The sequence below is a fragment of the Rhodococcus sp. ACT016 genome, from assembly GCF_050477185.1.
Taxonomy (GTDB): Bacteria; Actinomycetota; Actinomycetes; order Mycobacteriales; family Mycobacteriaceae; genus Prescottella.
Genome location: NZ_JBEAET010000001.1, coordinates 4901174 through 4917116, shown reverse-complemented (window position 1 = coordinate 4917116; position 15943 = coordinate 4901174). Strand labels below are relative to the sequence as shown.

Genomic DNA, 15943 nt, shown 5'->3' with positions numbered 1-15943 from the left:
GCGCGTGGTGATCGGGAGAAGAGGCAGGCTCGTGTCCGGATTGGCGGGCCCTGCGTTGGCGGTTGCGGGACTGTGGGTGATCGCCGCCCCGCTCGATCAGGGTCCGGAACCTGATTGCAGCGCTACCGGATCCGCGTCGTCAGGCTCCATGTTGTCGGGATCCGGATCCGCCATGTCGTCACCGGTGTCGTCGGCAACCTTCGGCTCGTCCTGCACGGATTCGGCGGTGACGATCGACCTCGGTTCGCTGGGGTCGTGGTTCGTGGGTAGCTGACGCCCGCCGGTCAACCCGGCCGATCCGCTGTCGCGACGCGTCCAGCGCGGGGCAATCGGACCGTGAAGGTGTTTCCCGTGGAACCCGATGTCACGGAGATCGTTCCGCCGTGCAGCACCACGTTCTCCTCGGCGAGCGAGAGACCGATTCCGCTGCCGTCGGTCCGGCCCCGCGACGCGTCGGCCTTGAAGAACCGCTCGAACAGGTGCGCCCGGACGTCCGCCGGGATGGGGGCGCCGTGGTCGGTCACGGCGATCACCGCGTCGTCGCCGTCGGCGCGCACGGCGACCTCCACGGGAAGGCTCCCGTGGGCCAACGCGTTGGCCACGAGGTTTCCGGCCACGATGTCGATGCGGCGCCGGTCCACCGGGCACGGGACCGCGCCCTCCGCCGCGAGGTGCACTCGGGAGTCGAAACCGCGGGTCTGCAACGACTCCCGGACCACCTCGACCAGATCGTGTGGCTCGATGACCAGATCGGCCCGGCCGGTGTCGAAACGTGAGATCTCGATGACGTCCTCGGTGAGCCGGGATAGCCGCTCGGCGCCGCGGCTCACGATGCGGGCCGCCCGCGCCGTGTCGGGCGCCATCGAGTCGGCGTCCTCCTCGAGCACTTCGGCGACCGCGACCAGCGCGGCGAGTGGTGTGCGGAGTTCGTGGAAGACGTCGGCCACGAACCGCCGTGCATTGGCCTCCTTGGCGGCGAGATCGGCGACGGTGCGGTCGAGTTCGGCCGCGGAACGGTTGAACGTCGTGACCAGTTCGGCCAGTTCGTGGCCGGCGCCGACCGTGAGTTCCCGGCGGGGCCGGCCGGGGACCAGGGCCGCGGCGGCGGCGTTGAGTCGGCGCAGCGGCAGCACCAGTCGACGCGCCGTCCACAGCCCGGTCAGTGCGGCCAGGGCCGAGACGACCACGGCGACCGCCGCCGCCCGGCGCTCGAGGGAATCGACCTGCGATTGCGCCTCCCCGAGGACGAACACGGCGGTGACGTACGTGGGCGCTGCTTGCGGCGCGTCGTTTCCGCCGACGCGGCCGGCGACGTAGAAGAGCGGGGCGCTGCCGCCGTCGACACGCTGGAAGACCGGAAGAACCGACTTCTCGAGGCGTGCCAGCAGTTCCGGCGGCGGTTCGGGAAGGCTGCGGGGCCACGTGTCGGTGCGGATACTGCCCGACCACGCGGCGCTCGCGTCCCCGATGCCGGAGAACTCGCTCAGGTCCCGGCTCGTGGGGTAGAGCCCGAACCAGGGTGCCGCCGAATCGAGGGTCTCGGCGAACCCACTCAGGATCTGGTTCTGTGCGGTCGAGAAGATGTTGGCGCGCGCCTGCAGATACACCGCGGCGGACGTCACCACCGCCGCGACCAGCGCGACCGCCGCGACGAGCGCCGTGAGCCGGGTCTGCAGTCCCGGTGGTCGAAACCTCATGCGAGCGGTCCGAACCGGTAGCCGAAGCCGCGGACCGTCTGCACGTAGCGGGGAGTCGACGGCTCCTTCTCGAGCTTGGCGCGCAGACGCTGCACGCACGCGTCGACCAGACGCGATCCGCCCAGGTGGTCGAAGCCCCACACCCGCTCGAGCAGTTGCTCGCGCGAGAACACCTGGCCGGGTCGCTCCGAGAGAGCCAGCAGCAGTTGCCATTCGGTGCGGGTGAGTTCGGGCTGCCGGGTGCCCTCGGTGATCGTCAGGGCGTCGCGGTCGATGACGAGGTCGCCGTGCACCTCGCGACCGGCGGGCTGGACGGCCACCGCCGCGGCGCGCCGCAGCACCGCCTTGATCCGGGCGTCGAGGATGCGGGGTTGCACGGGTTTGACGACGTAGTCGTCGGCGCCGGTCTCGAGCCCGGACACGACGTCGACGTCCTCGCCGCGCGCGGTGAGCATGATGATCGGCACGGTGCTGCGGGCGCGGATCCGGCGGCACACCTCGAACCCGTCCACGTCGGGCAGCATGACGTCCAGCACGACGATGTCGGCCGCCTCGTCCGCGAGCGCCGTGAGGCCGGCCCCGCCGTCGGCCGCGGTCGTCACCGCATGCCCGTAGCGGTGCAGCGCGAGGCTCAGCGCGTCGCGCAGGTTGTCGTCGTCCTCGATCAGCAGCACCGCAGTCATGGCGCTCATCCTCCCGATTGCGGGCCTCGGCACAATCGGCGCCACACCTTGTAGCAGAACGGTGACAAAACGCCCACAGCATCCGGACACGCGGACGCGACGGTGGACGCCATGCAGAACCTTCGTAGGGGAATCCGTACGGGCGTCGCCACCCCCATCGCCGCCGTGATCGTGCTGGTGGGGGCCACATTGTGGTTCGTCGACGTGATGTCGCGCCCGGGGTCCGACGGTCCGGTCAGCCTGTTCCGGCACGGCGCCACGACCGCCTACAGCTTCGTCGACGACGCGGGCGGGGAGATCCGGGTGGGTGGGGCGGGGGAGCAACGACCGCGGCCCACCGCGAGCACCGCGAAGGTCATCGCCGCCCTCACCGTGCTTGAGAGGATGCCGTTGGCGCGCGGCGAGGACGGACCGACGCTGACGATGACCGAGGTCGACGCCGACCGCTACCGCGAGTACGCCGCGCGGGGCGGTTCCGCGGTCGCGTTGGGTGCCGGTCAGGAGTTCACGGAGTACGAGATGCTCGTCGGCATGCTGCTGCCGTCGGCGAACAATCTCGCGGACACCCTCGCGGTGTGGGCGTTCGGTTCGCTCGACGACTACCGGACGGCGGCGAACGCGCTGGTCCGGTCGCTCGGGATGACCTCGACGACGGTGGGGACAGACGCCAGCGGGTTCTCGCCGACGACGAAGAGCACCGCGCGGGATCTGACGGTGCTCGCGGCGGCGGCCCTCCGGAATCCGGTAGTCGCCGAGATCGTCGCGCGTGAGGAGGCGGTGCTGCCGGGCGTCGGCGTGGTCCGCAACACGAACTGGCTTCTCGGCCGCCCGGGTGTGGTGGGCCTCAAGACGGGCACGACCGACGAGGCGGGTGGGGTGTTCCTGTTCGCGGCGAAGGTCGGTGCCGCCGGCCGCCTCGTGGTGGGGGCCGTGCAGGGCGAAGGACGCTCGGCCGACGACGCCATCGACCGGGCGTCCCGCCTGCTCGACGAGATCGAGTCCGCCGCGAGTTGACCGCGCGCCGCGAGGTCAGTGGCCGACTGCTCTAGCTGCCGAGGCCTCCGGTGTTGCCGAGGCTGCCCAGCCCGCCGAGGTTCCCGAGCGGGTTGCCGCCGAACAGCCCCTGGTTCTGGCCGTTCTGTCCCTGTTGCCACTGGTTGTACTGGCCGGGGTCCTGCCACTGATTGCCCTGCTGACCCTGCTGGCCGTCGCGGTGGTGGCCCCGGTGGTGGCCGCTCCAGTTCTGGTTTCCTCCCTGGCCCCCGTCGTGCTGCCAGGTCTGATCGGCCGCGTTCGACTGCGGCAGTGGATCCGCGAGCGCGGGCGCGACGACGATCATTGCGGGAACCGCGACGAGGACTCCTGCGATCGCCACCCCAGCCGCGACGCGGCGTGACTTCTGTGTGAACGTGCTCATCTTCTTCGATCCTTCCGTGGCCCAGGGCCATGTCGTGATCTCGATCGGCACCGGTCGGTGCTGCACGTTCCAGTAGATTCCCGCACCTCGAGCAGACCCTGCGACGAACATGTGAGTCGCCTGTGGACCGTCGACCCGGGGCGGGCCGATGCCGGTCAGATGCCGGTTATAGGTGGATCGGAGCGCCGAACCCCTTCTCCGCCAACCATTCGAGGACCGTGTCGGCGACCTCGGGCCAGCCGTGGTCGACGGTCAGCGAGTGCCCACGGTCGGCGAACACGACGTAGTCGTTGTCCGTGTGCGCCTTGTGGTACCGGTGGTGCGCCGAGCGGCTCACCGACTCGGGCACGGTGTGGTCCCGGCCGCCGCCGAGGATCAGCAGCGGGCCCCGTTCGACGTTCGTCTCGACGTGCGCCGGCGACCCGGGCAGGAGGTTCGCGAACGCGGCCTGGAACAGCGGGCGGCCCGGGGACGGAATGGCCCAGTGTTCGTACAGCGCGTCGGACTCGCTGCGGTCGAGGGCGTTGCCGAAGCCGTACGCGAAGGCATCCGGGGTGAGGGTCACGCTGCGCTTGGCGTTCGCGGGGTTGCCGAGCACGGGGAACGACGACCGCAGCTGCGCGAACGGCAGCGCTTTGACGCCCTGGATCTGCGCGGGATCGATCGCGACGGCGGCCGCGGCGACGTCGGCGGCGAGGAGTTTCTGGGCGATCAGGCCGCCGAACGAGTGACCGATCACGATCGGCTTGCGGCCGAGTGGCGCCATCGCCTCCGCGAAGTGCGCGGTGACTTCCTCGATGCCGTTGCCGGCCTGGTCCTCGCCGTGCGCCCGGGTGTCCGCGATGCTGCGCGTCTCGCCGGGCCACGTGGGTGCCACCGTCGGGAATCCGGCGGCCCCGAATTTCACTCGCCACGGGTCCCAGGACGACGCGGCCAACCAGAGTCCGTGGATGAACATGACAGGTGGGGTGTCGGGCATGGTTCGCGTCCTTCCGGATCGTGGAACGGGTACCCAGCGCGCGTTTTTCACCATGCCCTCTCGGGCGGCGTCGGCGGCCGACAATCGCCGCAGCGAGCACGTAACGATATGGACTTTGGTCACCAATCGAGGACAAACGGTCCGATTCGGTCCCGTTGAGTGAGATTCGTGTCACCCTCGGCTGACACGTGTTCCAGTGTGAAGCAGAACACATCATCAAACGAATGGTTGATCCGATTAATCGGACTTTTTCACTGGAAGGATTCGGGGAGCGGTCATGACGACGATGGAGACGGACAACGAGGAAGTTCGGATGATCGACGCCGGTGAGGCGCCGGCGCGATTCGCACGCGGTTGGCACTGCGTGGGCCTGACACGTGAACTCCGCGACGGGAAGCCACATTCGGTGCATGCATTCGGCACCAAGCTGGTCGTCTTCGCCGACAGCAGCGGCGATCTGCAGGTGCTCGACGCGTACTGCCGGCACATGGGCGGCGACCTGAGCCAGGGCGAGATCAAGGGCGATTCGGTTGCCTGCCCGTTCCACGACTGGCGCTGGAACGGCAAGGGCAAGTGCACGGACATTCCTTACGCCCGCCGCGTTCCGCCGCTGGCCCGCACCCGCGCCTGGACCACGATGGAGAAGGACGGCCTGCTGTTCATCTGGCACGACCCGGAGGGCAACCCGCCGCCGGCGGAGGTCACCATCCCGGAGATGAGCCAGCCCGGCGAGGAGTGGACCGACTGGGTCTGGAAGCAGATCACCATCGACACCAACTGCCGCGAGATCATCGACAACGTCGTCGACATGGCGCACTTCTTCTACGTGCACTACGGCTTCCCGATCAAGTTCAAGAACATCTTCGAGGGCCACATCGCCACGCAGTACTACGAGGGTGTCGGCCGCGACGACATGGTTCGGGCCACCAGTAAGCAGCCCGCCGCGACCGGTAACGACTCGGTGGCGTCGTACTACGGCCCGTCCTTCATGATCGACGAGCTCACCTACCACTACCCGGACTTCTCGATCGACTCGATCCTGATCAACTGCCACTACCCGATCACGCCGAACAAGTTCGTCCTCATGTACGGCATCAAGGTCAAGCAGAGCGACGAGATCCAGGGCGAGAAGGCCCAGGATCTCGCGCAGACCATGGCGTCGTACATCACGATCGGTTTCGAGCAGGACGTCGCGATCTGGAAGAACAAGACCCGGATCGAGAACCCGCTGCTGTGCGAGGAGGACGGCCCGGTCTACCAGCTGCGCCGCTGGTACGAACAGTTCTACGTGGACGTCGCCGACATCACGCCGGACATGGTGGCCCGCTTCGAGTTCGAGATGGACACCTCCAAGCCGGTGGCGGCCTGGAAGCGGGAGGTTGCCGAGAACATGGAGCGCCGCGCAGCCGAGATCGCAGCTTCGAACTAGCGATCGAACCCGACCGCGGGGAATATCGAAGGGGGCTCCGCGGTTGACCGGTCATGGCGAAAACCGTTGTGGCCAAGGCATACGGTGGGCCGGAGGTCCTCGAGGTGATCGACGAGGACCTCCCGGCCGCCCGTTCCGACCAGGTTGTCGTGGATATGCGCGCGATCGGCGTCAACCCCATCGATTACAAGCTCTACAGCGGCGAGTTCGGCCGCGATCCCACGCGCCTGCCCGTCCGCCCCGGCGTCGAGGGGGCGGGTGTCGTCGTTGCCGTCGGGGACGGCGTCACGGACGTCCGGGTCGGCGAGGAGGTGCTCGTCTACGCGGGCAGCGGCGCCTACGCCGAGCGCGTACTCGTCTCGGCGAGCGACGTTCTGCCCAAACCGGAATCCGTGTCGTGGGAATCCGCGGCCTGTCTGCTGGTCGCGGGTGGCACCGCCGTCGACGCCCTGACCGTGACCCGGGTGGGGGAGGGCGACGTGGTCGTCATCCAGGGCGCCGCCGGTGGGGTCGGGGAACTGGCAGTGCAACTCGCCGTGGCACGAGGCGCGATCGTGCTCGGTGTCGCGTGGGACAAGCACCACGACTTTCTGCGCACTCTCGGTGCGGCGCCGGTGACTCCGGGCCCCGGACTGCCGGAGCGGATCCGGGCGATCGCCCCGGACGGCGTCGACGCGGTGATCGACACCGTCGGCACCGACGACGTCATCGACGACTCGATCGCGCTGGGCGTCGACCTCGACCGCATCGTCACGATCGTCGCGTTCGAGCGGGCGGCCCGCGACGGGTTCCAGGCGATCGGGGCCGGAAACGAGAACAGCGCCCGGATCCGCCGCGAGGCGCGCCCGATCCTGGTCGACATGGCCGGTCACGGCGGCCTGGACGTGGTGGTCGGCACCCGATTCCCGCTCGTCGAGGCGGCCGCGGCGCATCGCGCCCTCCGCGAACCGCACGCGCGCGGGAAGTTCGTCCTGCTGCCGTAGTTTCTCCCGTCCAGGCATCGACCCGAGTGCTGCGGTCGGTGCCACAATGGAGTCGGTGGACTCCATCTGGTGGGGGCAGACGACCGGTCAGGGGTGGGCGCAGTTCCTCGCGCTCGGGTACGCGCTCGTCCTCTGTTCCGCGATCGGTCTGGAACGCGAATTCCGGCGCAAGAGTGCGGGGATCCGGACCTACGCGATCGTCGGCCTCGGTTCGGCGCTGTTCGTTCTGATCAGCAAGTTCGGTTTCGGCGATGTGCTCGATCCGCAAACCGTGGTTCTCGACCCCTCCCGAGTTGCCGCGCAGATCGTGTCCGGAATCGGATTTATCGGTGCCGGAATCATTTTCGTACGTCGGGACGCCGTCCGGGGACTCACCACGGCCGCGGCCGTCTGGATCAGCGCAGCCGTGGGTGCCGCGTGCGGTGCTGCACTGCCCGGGCTCGCCGCCGCCGTCACCGTCGCGTACTTCGTCGTCGTGTACGCCTACCCGCCGATTCTCCGGAGGGTGCCCGGAAGTCGCGTACGGCGTGAGCCGATCCGGCTCCGCTATCTGGACGGCCGCGGCCTGCTGCGGCAGATCCTCCAGGCGGCAACCGAGATGAATTACGCCGTCACGCATGTGGATACGAGCAGATCCGAGCGGGACGGCACGGTGCGCCTCACGATGGATGTGGAGGGCCGTGGTGGGTTGGCCGGATTGGCGAATCGGCTCGCAGCGATAGACGGCGTCGTCGAGGTCACGGCCGGACGCCGCGACGAGGTCGACGAAACGGACGAGTTCGACGAGTTCGACGAGTAGGGCCGGTCGTCAGTCGACACACGGAATTCCGTTCGTGTCGTCGGCCGCCACGGGCTCCTCCGGCGGCGGCGCCTCGAGCGGTGTGCTCGTGTCGGTGGTGGTCGACGTGTAGGTGTGCGAGCCCGAGTGCGGGGTCCTCGACGACGTGGCCGTGGGCGTCGTTGTCGTGGTGGTTGTGGTTGTGGTGGTCGTCGTCGGTGCCGGGCCCTCGCCCGCGAACAACCGGGTCACCTCGGTACGCAATCGGTTGGTGTCGATGATGTTGACCGCCTGGCCGTCGATGGTCTCGTAACCCTCGACCGGCAGGGTGTAGAAGTCGAGCTCACCCCGCGTCAGATTGCGTGCGTGGGTGGCGAAGGCGACCGGATCGAGATCGTCGTCGACGACGACATCGCTCTTCACCGTGTCGAACAGGCCGCGCATCTTGGCGACACTGCCGAACACGCCGGCCGAGTCGAGATTGTGGATCACGGCGGTGAGGAATGCCTGTTGCCTGCGGGTGCGGTCCAGGTCGCCGTTGTCGAGGCCGTGCCGCTGCCGCACGAACGACAGTGCCTGCGACGGATCCAGGGACTGCCGTCCGGCCGGGAAGTGGGCGCCGGAGTACGGGTCGTCGACCGCGGCGTTCAGGCACACCTCGAGCGGACCGAGGGCCTTGGCGATGTCGTAGAAGCCGACCAGGTTGACCTCGGCGAAGTGGTCGATCGGGACGTGCAGCAGGTTCTGGACCGTCTTGAGTGTCGAGCGGCGCCCGGCGTCGCGGGCCTTCTGTTCACGCTCGGCCGGATCGGTCACCCCCTGCGCCTCGAGCTCGGAGTCGGCGTCGGCCTTCGCCAGGCTGTACGCCTCCTTGATCTTGCGTTTGCCGTAGCCCGGGACCTCGACGTAGTCGTCGCGCGGGATCGCGGCCGCCGTCGCTCTACTGCCGTCGCCCGGCACGTGCAGCAGGATCAGGGTGTTGGTGTTGTAGCCGCCGACGTCGCTGTCGCCGGCGTGCAGCTCGTCGGTGACGAACTCCGGCGGTAGGTCGTTGCCGTGCATGTCCTTTCGGCTGTCGAGGCCGATGAGCAGAATGTTCGAATCGCCGTGTTCCGACTTCCGGGCGCCTCCGGTCAGCACGTCGAGGGCCCCGGACCGGATGAGTCCGGACGTCAACTGCTGGTGGGCCGCCCATCCCAGCCCGGTCATCACCAGCACTGCGACCGCCACCGTGGCGGTCGCGATGCGCAGGGCCGTGACCGCCCTGCGGCGGCGGTGTGATCGAAGCTCGTCGGCGGTGTCATCCCGATCCGAGCGCACTGCCCCAACATAGCCGGGCGCCCTGCACGCCGCCGGAAGAAGCAGGTCACATGTGGGTCAAGCTCAGTCGGGCTGGCTGGGCGCCGTCGACTTCGCGATCGCTAGCGACATCACCGCGGCGATCGCGCACAGCCCGCCGGCCACGAAGAACGCCGCGTCGTACCCGCCGAACCGGTCACGGACCAGTCCGGCGAGGAAGGCCACCAGGCCCGCGCCGATCTGGTGCGACGCCAGTACCCAGCCGAAGACGATCGGACCGTCGGCGCCGAAGTGCTTGCGGCACAGTGCGACCGTCGGCGGCACGGTTGCGACCCAGTCGAGGCCGTAGAAGATGATGAACGCGATCATCGGTGGGTGCACGGTCTCGGCGAACAGCAGCGGCAGCACCATCAGCGACAGGCCGCGCAGCAGGTAGTAGATCCCCAGCAGCTTGCGGGAGTCGAACCGGTCGGTGAACCACCCCGACGCGATCGTGCCCACCAGGTCGAAGAGGCCGATCACCGCCAGCAGGCCCGCCGCAGCGGTCGTCGGCATGCCGTGGTCGTGTGCCGCCGGCACGAAATGCGTGCCGACCAGTCCGTTGGTGCTGGCGCCACAGATCGCGAACGTGCCCGCCAGCAACCAGAACACGCGGGTCCGCGCGGCCGACCACAGCACGCCGAGCGCGCGACCGACCGCGCCGCCCGGGGCCTCCGGCGTGGGCGGACGGACGTAGTCGGCGGGGGCGCCGTACGGCGTGCTCCCGACGTCCTCGGGACGGTTGCGGAGGAACAGCAGCACCAGCGGCACCACCGCGAGCGCGGCGAGGGCCACGGTGAGGGACACCGTCCGCCAGTCGTAGCGCTCCGCCAGCATGGCGAGGACCGGGAGGAACACCAACTGTCCGGCGGCGCCGCCCGCGGTGAGGACGCCGGTGACCAGCCCGCGGCGAGCAACGAACCACCGATCGGTCACCGTCGCCACGAACGCGAGCGCCATCGATCCGGTGCCGAGGCCCACCAGCACACCCCACAGCAGCACCAGTTGCCACGTGGTGGTCATGAAGACGGTGAGCCCACTGCCCAGGGACACGAGCGCCAGCGCCGACGCCACGATGCGGCGCATACCGAACCGTTCCATCAGCGCGGCGGCGAACGGGGCGGTCAGTCCGTACAGCACCAGATTGACCGACACCGCGGCCGAGATGCTCGCGCGCGACCACCCGAAGTCGTTGTGCAGCGGATCGATGAGCACGGACGGGGCCGCCCGGAAACTGGCCGCACCGACCAGCGCCAGGAATGCGACGGCGGCCGCGAGCCACGCCGGATGGATCCGAGCGCCGCGCCCGGTGGGGGTCGAACCGGTGGTGGAACGGGGCGGGGCGATCTCGGAACTCACGGCGTACATTGTGGCGGTCGCCGGGTCGGCGACCGCCACCGGTCCGTCAGGGGAGCAGCGCAGCCGGGGTGCCGGGCAGTCCCGGGTAGTAGGTGCCGGCCGACCAGCCGCCGTCGACGGCCAGTTCGGCGCCCGAGATGTACGACGCCTCGTCGCTCGCGACGAACAGCGTGGCGCGGGCGATGTCCTCGGATTCGCCGATCCGCTGCAGCGGCACGCCCACGTACTTGCTCTGCAGTTCGTCGCCGCGCAGGCCGCCGGGGTTGCCGAGCGTGGTGTCGACGCCGCCCGGATGCACCGAGCACACCCGGATGCCGGCGGGGCCGAGCTCGTACGCGAGCGCCTTGGTCAGTCCGCGCACCGCCCACTTGCTGGCGGTGTACGCGGCCAGCCCGTTGACACCGCGCAGGCCGTCGACCGACGAGATGTTGACGATCACGCCCCGGCCCGCGCTCTTCATGGTCGGCACGACGGCCTTGGCGCCCAGCAGGTTTCCGAGGACGTTGACGTCGAGCAGGCGTTCGGTCTTCGCGACGTCGATGTCTTCGATCGGCGCCCAGTGCATGACGCCGGCGTTGTTGACCAGGATGTCGATCGCGCCGAACCGTTCGACGGTCTGCGCGGTGAACGCCGTCCACGAGTCCTCGCTGCTGACGTCCAGCGGGGCGAAGAAGGCGGCGTCGCCCAGCTCTTCGGCGAGGGCATGCCCCCTCTCCTCCAGGACGTCGCCGAGCGCCACGCGTGCACCTTCCGCGACGAACAACCGGGCGGTCGCCGCGCCCATGCCCTGCGCCGCTCCGGTGATGATCGCGACCTTGCCGTCGAGCCGTGCCATTCGTCCTCCGAAATCCGTTGCGGGCCGGACGGTCCGGCCTGCACCGGACAATGGCCTGATTACGGGACGAAGGGAAGCGCCGTTCTCGCTCAGTGGCATGCGTCACATCGGCGTCAGTGGACCACCGATCCGCCGTCGGCGATGACCACCTGCCCTGTGATGTAGCTGCCCGCATCGGAGGCGAGCAGCAGTGCGGGGCCGACCATCTCGTCCGGATCCGCGATGCGCTGCTGCAACGACATCTGTCGCATCGCCGCGATCGCCTCCGGCGGATTGTTGCGGACCATGTGGGTGTCGACCGAGCCGGGCGCGAGGGCATTGACCCGGATCCCGCGCGGCGCGAACTCGGCGGCCATGGAGCGCGTGTACGACAGCAGCGCGTTCTTGCCGGCCGCGTACATCGCGACCTTCGGCGAGAACATGAACGCGCCCACCGAGATGACGTTGATGACGGCGGCGTGGTCGCTGGCCTCGAGGTAGGGGAGTGCAGCCTGGGTCAGGAAGACCGGTCCGCGCAGATTCACGTCGTACGACTTGGTCCACGCGTCCGGCGTGAACTCGCCGAGCGGCAGGGTGAGCGGATTCGCGGCGGCGTTGACGAGGATGTCAATACCGCCGAACTCGGCCGCGGCGCCCTCCGCCAGTGCGGTCAGGTCGTCGAGTTCGCCCATGTGCGTGGGAATTCCGATCGCATTGCCGCCGAGCTCCTGCAGGTGTCGGGCGGCCTCGGTGCACGCGTCGGCCTTGCGGCTGGCGACGACGACGTCGGCGCCGGCGGCCGCGAAGCCCTCGGCGATCGCCAGGCCGATGCCGCGGGTGCCGCCGGTCACGACCGCGGTGCGGCCGGTGAGGTCGAACAGGGTGCCGAGCTTTTCACGGTTCACGATGGACGGTCCTTCCTACGGTGATCGGGCGGGTCAGTCGACCCAGGACGGTGCGCGACGCTCGGCGAACGCCGTTACGGCCTCGGTGAACTCGCCGCCGGTGCCGGCCAGGATCTGAGTACGGTTCTCGAGCGCGATCGCCTGGTCGAGACTGGCGGCGTCGGCGTTGGCGATCAGCACCTGCTTCGTCATCTCGAGTGCGAAGGGGCTGTGCGCGCACAGTGTTTCGGCGAGCTCCAACGCGGAGTCGAGCAGATCGTCGGCGGGCACGAGCCGGGTGACGAACCCGATCCGCTCGGCCTCGGCGGCGTCGAACACGCGGGCCGTGGTGATCAGTTCGGTGGCGCGGCCGCCACCGATGATCCGGGGCAGCGTGTAGCTGATGCCGATGTCGCAGCCCGAGATGCCGATCTTGATCGTCTGGGCGCCGAACGTCGCGGAGTCGGCGGCGATCCGGATGTCGGACGCGGCGGCGAGCGCGAGGCCGCCGCCGAACGCGGGCCCGTTGACGGCGGCGATCACGGTCTGCGGCAGGCGCTGGAGTCGGGGGACGAGTGAGGCGATGTACTCCTGCGTCCGCATCGACGCGGCCGGCGGGCTCATGCCGATTGCGGTGGGTGCGATCCGCTGCTCGTCCTTGAGGTCGAGGCCGGCGCAGAATCCGCGTCCGGCGCCGGTGAGCACCAGGACGCGGCAGGAGTAGTCGTACTCGACCGCGGACAGCGCGTCGTGCAGTTCCTCGACGAGGGCGAAGCTGAGGGCGTTGAGGCGCTCGGGATTGTTGAGGGTCAGCACGGCGACGGACGCGGTCGGCCGGATGAGTTCGATCAAGGGCATAGGAAAGCTCCGCATCGTTCCAGGGGGCGCCGAGTCGGACGGGCCGTTAACAGGATTACACGATGTAAGCTAATTTGTCAGGACCCCAGGGGTGAGTTCGACAGGAGAACGGCGCATGACCGAGAGTGCAAGCGGGCGTGGGCGTCCGCGCGACCCGGAACGCCATCGCGCGGTCCTCGTCGCCACCACCGAGTTGTTGATCGAGGACGGCTACGAGGCGGTGACTCTCGCCGCGGTCGCGCGACGCGCCGGCGTGGGGCGTCCGCTGCTCTACCAGTGGTGGGGATCGAAGGCGGCGCTCGTGCAGGAGGCGCTGTTCCGGCGGGAGCCGTTGTCGGCGCGCAACGTTCCGGACGGTGCGCCGTTCGCCGTCACCTTCACCGCGATGGTGCGCGACATGGTCGCGCTCCATTCGCTGCCGGAGTATCGACGCGGGATGCCGGGCCTGATCGCCGACATGGTCGCCGATCCCGCGCTCCAGGACGAGGCCGAACGCCGGTTCATCGCGCCCGTCCGGGCGAGATACGACGAGGTATTCGGCCGGGCGATCGAGGCCGGCGAGATCAGGCCGGACGCGGACGGCGCCCTCGTGCTTGACACGATGCGCGGAGCGCTCACGACGCTGACCCTCACCCGGCCCGACTGGAGCGAAGCCGATCTCGTCGACTACCTGGTCCGACTGGTACTCGACGGCATCAGCGCCTAGTTCCAGTTGTCGATCTTGACGTCTCGGGGATCCGGTGCGCCCGTGCCGGTTTCGACCATCGATTTCAGGCTCATCAGGAAGAGCGCCCATTTGGTGCTGCAGTGGTGCATGAATTCCACCGGCTCCTTCCATCCTTCGTGCGACAAGAGGACGACCGTGTAGTCGCCGTCGCGTCGGAGGTCCCACACCACCCGGGTGCCGACCCATTCCTCGGGCCCCGCGATCACCTCCCACGCCACTCGTCTCGCGGGCTGGAGGTCTGTCACCTTCATGTCGAATCCGCCTTCTCCGAAGCGGAACCGGAGTGTCCCTCCGATGTTCGGGTCTCCGTCGGTGTCGCTGGTCCACCAGCCGGCAAGACCTTCGACCGTCGTCAACGCCGCGTAGACGTCGTCGACCGAGGACGACTTGATCCCGACCCTGTGCAGAATGTCGACCATCTCGAATTCCTCCCTCTTATCACTTTGGACTGTTGCGTTGGATTGCTTCTGCGATCCGCTTGATGCGCTGGAGCCTGGCGTCCCACGTCGCCCCGACGGCATTGAGCTGCGCCACCGCGCGGGCGAGTTGTGCGTCGTCGACCCGGTAGAGCCTCTCCCGGCCCACGGGTGTCGCGTGCACCAAACCGACCCGGTCGAGAACGCCGAGGTGCTTCGCGACAGCTTGACGGGTCACGGGCAGCTGCTCACTGAGCGTGGTCGCGGTCCCCTCGCCGTCCGCGAGCAGCAGGTCGAGCATCCGTCGCCGTGTCGGGTCCCCGATCGCGGACCAGAGGCCGTCGTCGACAACGGAATTCATCGGTCGGCACCCAGTCGGCTGACGTACTCGGCGAGGCGCGGCAGATGCCGGGCCCACCCCTCGACGTGCGCGTTGTACTGCTCCTCGAGAACGGCGACCTCCCAACCCATCTCGCGGAACCCGGTTTCCGTCATCCGGAGGGTCGTGCCCGCTCCGGTGGGGGCGAGCTCGAACGTCACCAGCAGGGAGTTGACGGGGGCCGTCCCGTCGGTGAGATGAGCCCAGCGGAAGGAGAACAATCGGGGTGGCTGGGCGTCGACCACCGTGATCCGGGCGACGTGCCCGTCGGGCGAGGTCCTGTCGCCCCACACGAGCTCGCCGACGGAGCCGGGGATCGGTTCCAGGTCGACGACCTCGTCGGGCCACCACTCCTTCAAGTGCTCGGGACTGCTGACGACCTCGTAGACCACGTCCGGCGTGGCTTCGACGTATACAGAGCGCTCGATTCGTCCGTACTCCACGTCGGCTCCCCTCTATCGCAACGTTTGGTTGCGCATCACGCTATCGGCTCCAGGACCCATGCGCAACCTTTTATTGCGCATTCTTGTGCATCGTCGCGTATGACCTCTCGCGATTCGCTGTTCGCGTCGACTGCCTGGTCCGACCTGTGCTCGACGGCATCAGCGCGGCGCGGTAATTCGGTTGCGCGCCGGCCGCGGGCCCGCCTATGGTTCGGCGAATCCGGCCCCGAGCCGGAACCGACGCATATGGAAGTGGTGAACTATGCCCCGGACAGCCGCCGAGCTTCTTCGCGATCCCGCGAACCGCTCGCGCCGGTGATCCGTACCCGACATCGGATCGTCTGTCCGGTGTGAGTCTTCCGCGGGATCGATCGCGCTCGGCAAGCCTTGCCGCCCAATCGATCTCACAGAGGAGAACTCCCGTGTCCCGTAGTGGCACACCAATTTCACACCTGTCCACCTTCACGTGCATCCGTTGCGGACTGACCGTGTCCGAAGCCGCGCCGAGCGGAGAGTTGCGGATGCACTGCCCCAACTGCCTGGCCGGCAGGCACCGGCCGTGTGGTGCCCGCACGCATCCGATCGCTGTGGCCGTCCTGCGCGACGGCGAGTGGATGCTGATCCACCGGTGCACCGGTTGCGACCACCTCGAGGCCGGACCGGTCGCCGAGGACGACAACCAACTCCTGTTGATCCGCATCGCGGTGAAACCGTTGGCGCAGCCGCCGTTCCCGCTCGAGCACCTCGCGCAACTCTGAC

Annotated in this window: 19 protein-coding genes; 6 read left to right on the top strand and 13 right to left on the bottom strand. The window is 68.8% G+C overall.

The features are described from left to right. Positions 1–96 precede the first annotated feature (96 nt). From ACQ5DX_RS22565 to ACQ5DX_RS22555, 3 genes are read right to left on the bottom strand one after another with little or no spacing between them, the layout of a single operon-like run. On the bottom strand, positions 97–288 hold the full coding sequence (locus ACQ5DX_RS22565) for a hypothetical protein (protein WP_430334706.1): 192 nt from the start codon (positions 286–288) through the stop codon (positions 97–99). Next, complete coding sequence (locus tag ACQ5DX_RS22560) at positions 285–1697, bottom strand: sensor histidine kinase (protein WP_430334705.1); 1413 nt, start codon at positions 1695–1697, stop codon at positions 285–287. Before ACQ5DX_RS22560 ends, ACQ5DX_RS22565 begins: the two co-directional genes overlap by 4 nt. After that, positions 1694–2380 (bottom strand): response regulator, encoded by a 687-nt coding sequence (locus tag ACQ5DX_RS22555; protein ID WP_430334704.1) that lies wholly within the window; start codon positions 2378–2380, stop codon positions 1694–1696. Before ACQ5DX_RS22555 ends, ACQ5DX_RS22560 begins: the two co-directional genes overlap by 4 nt. Before the next feature lie 111 nt (positions 2381–2491). Between ACQ5DX_RS22555 and ACQ5DX_RS22550 the strand changes: the two genes are divergently transcribed. Further along, positions 2492–3394, top strand: coding sequence for a D-alanyl-D-alanine carboxypeptidase family protein (locus tag ACQ5DX_RS22550; RefSeq protein WP_430334703.1), 903 nt, complete (start codon positions 2492–2494; stop codon positions 3392–3394). A 31-nt stretch (positions 3395–3425) separates the two neighbouring features. Here ACQ5DX_RS22550 and ACQ5DX_RS22545 read toward each other — a convergent pair whose 3' ends face one another. After that, positions 3426–3797 (bottom strand): hypothetical protein, encoded by a 372-nt coding sequence (locus tag ACQ5DX_RS22545; RefSeq protein ID WP_430334702.1) that lies wholly within the window; start codon positions 3795–3797, stop codon positions 3426–3428. A 166-nt stretch (positions 3798–3963) separates the two neighbouring features. Continuing rightward, positions 3964–4776, bottom strand: a complete 813-nt coding sequence (locus ACQ5DX_RS22540; protein WP_430334701.1) for an alpha/beta fold hydrolase — start codon at positions 4774–4776, stop codon at positions 3964–3966. 277 nt (positions 4777–5053) lie between these two features. On the opposite strand from ACQ5DX_RS22540, the gene ACQ5DX_RS22535 reads away from it, so the two are divergent. The 3 genes from ACQ5DX_RS22535 to ACQ5DX_RS22525 are packed head-to-tail and all read left to right on the top strand — an operon-like array spanning position 5054 to position 7987. Continuing rightward, complete coding sequence (locus ACQ5DX_RS22535; RefSeq protein ID WP_430334700.1) at positions 5054–6205, top strand: Rieske 2Fe-2S domain-containing protein; 1152 nt, start codon at positions 5054–5056, stop codon at positions 6203–6205. Positions 6206–6258: 53 nt separating this feature from the next. After that, positions 6259–7188, top strand: a complete 930-nt coding sequence (locus ACQ5DX_RS22530; RefSeq protein ID WP_430334699.1) for an NADP-dependent oxidoreductase — start codon at positions 6259–6261, stop codon at positions 7186–7188. A gap of 55 nt (positions 7189–7243) precedes the next feature. Then, positions 7244–7987 (top strand): MgtC/SapB family protein, encoded by a 744-nt coding sequence (locus ACQ5DX_RS22525; protein WP_430334698.1) that lies wholly within the window; start codon positions 7244–7246, stop codon positions 7985–7987. A 9-nt stretch (positions 7988–7996) separates the two neighbouring features. Here the strand turns inward: ACQ5DX_RS22525 and ACQ5DX_RS22520 are convergent, their stop codons facing one another. The 5 genes from ACQ5DX_RS22520 to ACQ5DX_RS22500 form a co-directional block, all read right to left on the bottom strand. Then, positions 7997–9286, bottom strand: a complete 1290-nt coding sequence (locus ACQ5DX_RS22520; RefSeq protein ID WP_430334697.1) for an LCP family protein — start codon at positions 9284–9286, stop codon at positions 7997–7999. A gap of 63 nt (positions 9287–9349) precedes the next feature. After that, on the bottom strand, positions 9350–10663 hold the full coding sequence (locus ACQ5DX_RS22515; protein ID WP_430334696.1) for an MFS transporter: 1314 nt from the start codon (positions 10661–10663) through the stop codon (positions 9350–9352). 46 nt (positions 10664–10709) lie between these two features. Further along, positions 10710–11498, bottom strand: a complete 789-nt coding sequence (locus ACQ5DX_RS22510; protein ID WP_430334695.1) for an SDR family NAD(P)-dependent oxidoreductase — start codon at positions 11496–11498, stop codon at positions 10710–10712. Between the two features lie 113 nt (positions 11499–11611). Next, a complete protein-coding gene (locus tag ACQ5DX_RS22505; RefSeq protein WP_430334694.1) occupies positions 11612–12382 on the bottom strand; it encodes an SDR family NAD(P)-dependent oxidoreductase in 771 nt (256 codons plus the stop codon). 33 nt (positions 12383–12415) lie between these two features. After that, positions 12416–13219: an enoyl-CoA hydratase/isomerase family protein gene (locus tag ACQ5DX_RS22500; protein ID WP_430334693.1), complete on the bottom strand. Its 804-nt coding sequence runs from the start codon at positions 13217–13219 to the stop codon at positions 12416–12418. A gap of 115 nt (positions 13220–13334) precedes the next feature. Between ACQ5DX_RS22500 and ACQ5DX_RS22495 the strand changes: the two genes are divergently transcribed. Beyond that, a complete protein-coding gene (locus ACQ5DX_RS22495) occupies positions 13335–13925 on the top strand; it encodes a TetR/AcrR family transcriptional regulator (RefSeq protein WP_430334692.1) in 591 nt (196 codons plus the stop codon). Here the strand turns inward: ACQ5DX_RS22495 and ACQ5DX_RS22490 are convergent. From ACQ5DX_RS22490 to ACQ5DX_RS22480, 3 genes are read right to left on the bottom strand one after another with little or no spacing between them, the layout of a single operon-like run. Beyond that, positions 13922–14365, bottom strand: a complete 444-nt coding sequence (locus tag ACQ5DX_RS22490) for an SRPBCC family protein (RefSeq protein ID WP_430334691.1) — start codon at positions 14363–14365, stop codon at positions 13922–13924. The two genes, ACQ5DX_RS22495 and ACQ5DX_RS22490, sit on opposite strands and share 4 nt — an antisense overlap. A 19-nt stretch (positions 14366–14384) precedes the next feature. Next, positions 14385–14723 carry an ArsR/SmtB family transcription factor gene (locus tag ACQ5DX_RS22485; RefSeq protein WP_430334690.1) on the bottom strand — a complete coding sequence of 113 codons (339 nt, stop codon included), beginning with the start codon at positions 14721–14723 and terminating at the stop codon, positions 14385–14387. Next, on the bottom strand, positions 14720–15184 hold the full coding sequence (locus tag ACQ5DX_RS22480; RefSeq protein ID WP_430334689.1) for an SRPBCC family protein: 465 nt from the start codon (positions 15182–15184) through the stop codon (positions 14720–14722). The genes ACQ5DX_RS22485 and ACQ5DX_RS22480 overlap by 4 nt, the downstream gene beginning before the upstream one ends. 422 nt (positions 15185–15606) lie before the next feature. On the opposite strand from ACQ5DX_RS22480, the gene ACQ5DX_RS22475 reads away from it, so the two are divergent. After that, complete coding sequence (locus tag ACQ5DX_RS22475) at positions 15607–15942, top strand: RNHCP domain-containing protein (protein WP_430334688.1); 336 nt, start codon at positions 15607–15609, stop codon at positions 15940–15942. Position 15943 lies beyond the last annotated feature (1 nt).

Bases quoted from the DNA above. Each gene is read 5' to 3' on its own strand.
- ACQ5DX_RS22560 (WP_430334705.1), bottom strand. From the start codon at position 1,697: ATGAGGTTTCGACCACCGGGACTGCAGACCCGGCTCACGGCGCTCGTC.
- ACQ5DX_RS22555 (WP_430334704.1), bottom strand. From the start codon at position 2,380: ATGACTGCGGTGCTGCTGATCGAGGACGACGACAACCTGCGCGACGCG.
- ACQ5DX_RS22550 (WP_430334703.1), top strand. From the start codon at position 2,492: ATGCAGAACCTTCGTAGGGGAATCCGTACGGGCGTCGCCACCCCCATC.
- ACQ5DX_RS22545 (WP_430334702.1), bottom strand. From the start codon at position 3,797: ATGAGCACGTTCACACAGAAGTCACGCCGCGTCGCGGCTGGGGTGGCG.
- ACQ5DX_RS22540 (WP_430334701.1), bottom strand. From the start codon at position 4,776: ATGCCCGACACCCCACCTGTCATGTTCATCCACGGACTCTGGTTGGCC.
- ACQ5DX_RS22535 (WP_430334700.1), top strand. From the start codon at position 5,054: ATGACGACGATGGAGACGGACAACGAGGAAGTTCGGATGATCGACGCC.
- ACQ5DX_RS22530 (WP_430334699.1), top strand. From the start codon at position 6,259: ATGGCGAAAACCGTTGTGGCCAAGGCATACGGTGGGCCGGAGGTCCTC.
- ACQ5DX_RS22510 (WP_430334695.1), bottom strand. From the start codon at position 11,498: ATGGCACGGCTCGACGGCAAGGTCGCGATCATCACCGGAGCGGCGCAG.
- ACQ5DX_RS22500 (WP_430334693.1), bottom strand. From the start codon at position 13,219: ATGCCCTTGATCGAACTCATCCGGCCGACCGCGTCCGTCGCCGTGCTG.
- ACQ5DX_RS22495 (WP_430334692.1), top strand. From the start codon at position 13,335: ATGACCGAGAGTGCAAGCGGGCGTGGGCGTCCGCGCGACCCGGAACGC.
- ACQ5DX_RS22490 (WP_430334691.1), bottom strand. From the start codon at position 14,365: ATGGTCGACATTCTGCACAGGGTCGGGATCAAGTCGTCCTCGGTCGAC.
- ACQ5DX_RS22485 (WP_430334690.1), bottom strand. From the start codon at position 14,723: ATGAATTCCGTTGTCGACGACGGCCTCTGGTCCGCGATCGGGGACCCG.